Annotated in this window: 2 protein-coding genes and 1 pseudogene; 1 reads left to right on the top strand and 2 read right to left on the bottom strand. The window is 39.0% G+C overall.

Annotation, left to right across the window (positions count from 1 at the left end; translation table 11 throughout):
* A pseudogene (locus tag BACCELL_RS18025) lies at nt 1–480 on the bottom strand (glycosyl hydrolase family 28 protein); the annotation flags it as partial.
* 259 nt (nt 481–739) lie between these two features.
* On the opposite strand from BACCELL_RS18025, the gene BACCELL_RS18020 reads away from it, so the two are divergent.
* A complete protein-coding gene (locus tag BACCELL_RS18020) occupies nt 740–3,823 on the top strand; it encodes a glycoside hydrolase family 2 TIM barrel-domain containing protein (protein WP_044153973.1) in 3,084 nt (1,027 codons plus the stop codon).
* 87 nt (nt 3,824–3,910) lie between these two features.
* Here the strand turns inward: BACCELL_RS18020 and BACCELL_RS18015 are convergent.
* Nucleotides 3,911–6,137: fibronectin type III domain-containing protein (locus BACCELL_RS18015; RefSeq protein WP_007213402.1), on the bottom strand; the 2,227-nt coding region annotated here is incomplete at its 5' end.

The following is a 6,137-nucleotide window of genomic DNA, read 5'->3' as shown; positions in this document are numbered from 1 at the left end:
CAAACCGTTTTCAGGATTATGTTCCCCAGGACCAAAATAAATAACATTCGGATCATTCTTTGAAGGAATATCTGTTTCCAATTCATTACAGAATAGAATCAACGGGCTGTTACAACCATCCGGTTCAAAAGATATATCACAAGGTTCGTTCAGATGGAAAGTAGCAATATCTTTATTAACAGAAGGATGAATTGCATATTTATCCGGTAATATATTCAAGTGACCCAGAGATAGTTTACTCTTAATTTTAACAGTCACTGTTCCTGAGAAATCAAAATATGCAATCGAATATTTTTTATCATGATGCTGTGTTTTCGCCATATAAACGGGTACCGAAACGCCATCCACCTCTACCATATAATCGGAAGATAAAGTCTCTCCTTTCGGAGCTGGATAGCTGATAACTTTGGCATTGACTGTTAATATTGACAATGCAGCTAACAGTAACAGATGAACAATTCTTTTCAATGATGTTTCCATAATACTTTTCATATTTTCAAAGTTAGTAAATTATTGTTTTTTGATGTATCATCTTTTACTAAAAGACGTATAGCGGCTTGTTTTTACTCAACACAGAAAGATTTAAATCCCTTTTTCTTTTATATAAATTAGGTAAATCGGCAGAATGAAACGTTTTATCGACATAGTAATCCATATAAAATATTACAATGCCATGAAAACATTTCATTTTTTTCCATGGAAAAGCAGAATCTTCCCGATCCTCTTTATCCTACTATCAATGTACAAGCCTTTAACAGCTCAAACGACCCGTAATTCTCATCATGAAATTGCAGCCAAAGCCAGTAGCAAGAATGACTGGGAAAACGAGAAAATATTCGCTATTAACAAAGAAGAAGGACATGTAACCTTCATTCCTTTTGCCAATACCGAAGAAATGAGAAAAGACGAATCATACACAATGCCCTGGAAGCGGAATAATTCATCTTACTATCAACTTTTAAATGGTCAATGGAAATTCAACTGGGCAAAAGAACCTTCTGAACGTCCGGTAAACTTCTACAAAATGAATTATAATGATTCTGAATGGGCCGAAATTCCTGTTCCATCCACCTGGGAATCATTAGGCTATGGAACTCCTATCTATACAAATGTTACATATCCATTTTTGAATAATCCTCCCTTTATTCAGCCCCAAGATGGATATACCATTGTTAACGAACCTAATCCTGTCGGTTCCTATCGTAAAGAATTCATTTTACCCGTCGAATGGAAGGAACGTGAGGTTTTCATTCATTTTGATGGTTGTTACAGCGGTTTATATGTATTCGTCAATGGTAAAAAAGTTGGTTACAGCCAAGGAGCCAGCAATGATGCGGAATTCAATATAACTAAATATGTAAAACCGGGAAGAAATATCCTCGCTTGTGAAGTCTATCGATGGACAGATGGCAGTTATCTGGAAGATCAGGATATGTTCCGCTTATCCGGTATACACCGGGATGTCTATCTTATTGGTGTACCTAAGATGCATGTACGCGATGTCATATTAAAATCCGACGTTAGTGACGACCTGAAAACAGCCACCATTCAAGTAAAGACAGAATTGACAAATAAGGGAAATACAGTCAATAACAGTAAAATCAGAGTATCACTTATCAATAATAATAAGATATGCATTGACAAATTCGAGATGAATGCCGGAAAAGTAAAATCCGGGGAAAGTATTTACCTGGATGGTAAACTTTCCGTCCAATCTCCCAATTTATGGAGTGCCGAAATACCCAATCTTTATAATATCGACATCGAACTTATTGATGAATATGGAGTCGTAAAAGAAGCACTCACTCAACGTTATGGAATCCGTAAAATTGAGTTGCGTAACAAAAAGATATACATTAATAACCAACTTGTCATTTTCAAAGGTGTAAACAGGCATGATACACATCCCCGCCTCGGCAAAGCAATTCCGGCAGAAATATACATGAAAGACCTGTTATTGATGAAACAGAATAATATCAACACAGTGCGTACCAGTCATTATCCCAATGATGTAAAGTTCTATGCAATGATGGACTACTATGGTATGTATGTAATGGACGAAGCAGATTTAGAATGTCACGGAAACCGTGAACTTCCTAAAATAGAAAGTTGGGCGGCCGCTTTTATCGACCGGAATGTACGCATGGTACAGCGTGATCGGAATCATCCGTGCGTCATTTTCTGGTCAATGGGTAATGAGTGCGGCAAAGGAGATAATTTCTACAAAGTATATGAAGCCATCCGGACCATGGACGACAGACTTATCCATTATCAGGGATACAATGAATCAGCAGATATGGACTCATCCATGTATCCCTCGATGGAGGTAATGATCAAAATGGATACAACGAATTCTGAAAAGCCCTATTTCCTTTGTGAATATGCCCACGCCATGGGCAATGCCATCGGCAACCTAAAAGAATACTGGGATTACATCGAATACAAGTCCAACCGTATGATAGGCGGATGTATCTGGGACTGGGTAGACCAAGGTATGAATAAACCGGGAGAAGCGGATAACCGGTATTATTACGGTGGCAGTTTTGGTGACAATCCGAATAAAGAAGATTTCTGCCTCAACGGCATCATAACTTCCGACCGTGCGATTACAGCTAAATTACTACAAGTAAAGAAGATATACCAATACATCAAGTTTGAATTGGAAGAAGAACTTCTGAAAGTGAAAAATGAATATGCTTTCTATAATCTAAAGGATTTCTCTTTAATTTATGATATCTACAAAAATGGTAGACGAATTAAATCTGCAAAAACAGAACTGCCATTCACACCAGCAGGACATAGTGCAGATATCCGGATTCCATTCAAACAACTCATGATTGATACCAATAGTGAATATTATATCAATGTATACGTTATTCTGAATGAAACAACCTCATGGGGAAAAGCCGGACATACTATAGCAGAAGAACAGTTTATCATACAAACACCTACTACAGCAGCACATGCATCCAAATCTTCCGGTACCATTACGCTGGCGGCGGACAAAAACTGGTTACGTATCACAGCTGATAATTTTGAAACAGTTTTCAATACAGATGAAGCGCGCATGATACTTCTCAGATATCATAATTCAGATATCATCTACGGACATGAAGGTCTTACCTACAATGGTTACCGCTATATCAGTAATAATAAACGTGATTGGAAACCAACTGCTTTTGAAGTGAAAGATTTCAGTTACCAATTGGCCGAAGATCATAGTTATGTAAAGGTGATCACAAAAATGGAGGCAACTATAGATAATATAACAGTCCCATATTGTGTAAACTATACCATTTATGCCAATGGCACAATCGATGTAGATGCCACATTCACCACAAATGACCATTTCAATCTCCCTCGATTGGCTTTACAAATGTCCCTATGTCAAAGACTGGAACAAGTGGAATGGTACGGTCGTGGTCCTATAGAGAATTATTGGGATAGAAAAGATGCAGCTTTTCTAGGTATTTATTCCAAAACAGTATCTGAAATGGGAGAAAACTATGGCCGCCCCCAATCTATGGGTAATCGTTGCGACACACGCTGGCTGGAGATGAAAGATAAAGCCGGTTCAGGCATCCGTTTTTCCGGTGATGTTCCATTTGAATTCAGCGCATTGCACTATACGGACAAAGACCTGTTCTTTGCTCGTTATGGACACGACTTAGGCAACTTCCGTCGTGCAGAGACCATATTGAATATTAATGCCATTCAAAATGGTCTTGGAAATGCCAGTTGTGGTCCCGGTCCGCTTCCACAATATCTCATTCAAAAGAATAAAGAATATAATTTGAAGTTCAGAATGGAACCTATCAGATAGTTACCTCGCATACATATGTAAAATAAGAGGCTGTCCGGTGACAGCCTCTTTATATTATCTAAAACCAATACCTATTTCTCTATCAATCTACCTTTTTATAAATTTCTTAATCTCTGTAGCTGTCCCATTCGTCAACTTCAATAAATACATACCCGAAGTTAAATGACTCACAGATATTTTTAAATCCTTCCCAGCCACCTTATGTTCTGATATCTTATATCCATTTACAGCATAGAAAGCATAACCTATTATTTCATTTCCTGAAACAATCAGATAATCAGTACAAAGATTAGGGGAAACAGACCATGTAGGAGTACCTGAAGTTACTTCCTGAATAGAAGTCGGATTAATCAAAAGCGTACGTACTACCCGTTCCGCCATGGCATACTCATCATCACCTTCCTGATCTGCATAAATCTCGCAACGACCTGTATTTTTCAGATAAACGCGATTACCCTCTACCTTTGCTATATCCGGATCAGAACTGGAAAACGAAACAGGCAGACCAGAGCTTGCCGTAGCGGATAACTCAAAACTACTATCAGTCAGACTCTTATTCGGAATAGATTCAAATGTAATAGTTTGTGGTTTTAGTTCAATGGGGTATCCCCAAAATTCCACCTCACTTATATTACAATTACTCTTCGTACCTGAAGATAAATAACGCATATACCGATAAGCCTTATTTATATCTACTTCACGATGACTCACTACATAATATTCCGTATCGTACACATCAATGCAATAAAAAGTTACAGGATCAATAAAATCCTTATTATCGGCTAACTGAAAACAACCACCATAAAGCCGGGAAGCATAACCGGAACGTGGAGCATATCCTATGCGGGAAACTGTGGCACGCATATTACTTCCTAAATCTAAGCCTACCCAAGCATTGGTATCCACATCAGAATCAAAGTAAGTTCCTATGTTTCCATCCATCGCCTTATCACAAGTATTTCCCATACCACCCCATGAACCCGGAGTTCCTATTATCCGGGCAGTATTCAGCAACCGGAGTTCTTTCAGTTCCGAAGCAACAAAAGCGACAGCAGAAGTCAAAGGTCCTTCTCCCACCTTATTCGAAGCCGATACTTTATAATAATACGAGCCATTCATATCCGGCAAATTATCAGTATAAGCCAAAGTGCCGATTGTAGCCAACTTATCATAAGCACCATTCTCCTCCTTAGCACGATAGACTGTATAACTTTCAGCCTCATCTACAGCTTTCCACGACACATAAGCTTTAGCGCTTCCTTGCAACACTCTAAGTCTTTCGGGAGTTCCCGGTATGGACACACTTGGGGTTTTGACTGAAACTGTTGCAGTTTCTTTGCCGTCTCCACTCACATTTACCGTACGAACCTCATAATAATAATATGTATTTTCGGACAAATTCATATCAGTATACACCGAATTTTCACAGGTTTCGGTAAGTACTTCAAATGGTCCTTCAGGAGAGAGAGAACGACTCACTTTATAACAATAGGCTCCTTCTACCGGTAACCATTCCAGCCGTGCACAAGTACTGTTTTCAGCTTCCACCTTTAAACCAGTAGGTGCCGGTAGTTGTGGATGTAAATCGTCTGTCACAGTAACCTGATCAATAAAAGCACGCATTGAGTTATATGAAGCGACAAAAATACCCGCATAAAAATCACCGGACATGTTTATCTCCATAGAACCTACTTCAAACCACTTTACTCCGTCTTGTGACTGATACCCTTTAAAGAGATTGCCTTCACGTACTAACTTGAACCATACTTCCAGCCAAGTGTGGGTATTTCCTTTCATCCAACTGGCATTGGCACCCGCTGAAGCCCGCGGTGCAAACCAGACCGTCCGAAAGCCATCATCCGCTAACCCTATCGATGCCATCTTTGAATTAGAATCCAAACTCTCACGCATCATTATCCCTGTACGATCCGATTTATCCCCAGAATTTATAGCATCGAACAACCGCATAGTAATGGTTGAATTGTTTTTCACCGGAACATACAAATATGTAACATTATCATTTTTGCCACCAAAGGAACTTCCTGTACCATAAACTTTAAACGTACGATTATTAACCGGATTATAAGATACTTCGGAAGATATGGAAGCACCACTTAAATTCATAAGGCTCCACTCTTCAGGTAGTTCTCTCCCTGAACAAGGGATAGCCGAAACAACATCCGAATAGGCACCAGTACCCGCTTTATTCACTTCCGCCACACGATAGTAATATCTCTTTCCTCCAATAACAGTAGTATCGGCATAACAATTGGTAGTATTATAACTCCAGGTACCCACCGTTTCAAAAGGTCCT

Origin of the sequence: Bacteroides cellulosilyticus DSM 14838 (genome assembly GCF_000158035.1) — a bacterium.
In the GTDB taxonomy this organism is placed as follows: Bacteria; Bacteroidota; Bacteroidia; order Bacteroidales; family Bacteroidaceae; genus Bacteroides; species Bacteroides cellulosilyticus.
The sequence above is the reverse complement of the archived record's forward strand: the minus strand, read 5'-3'. Positions and strand labels throughout refer to the sequence as shown.

Coding starts and splice junctions, on each gene's coding strand:
- BACCELL_RS18020 (WP_044153973.1), top strand. CDS start 740: ATGTACAAGCCTTTAACAGCTCAAACGACCCGTAATTCTCATCATGAA.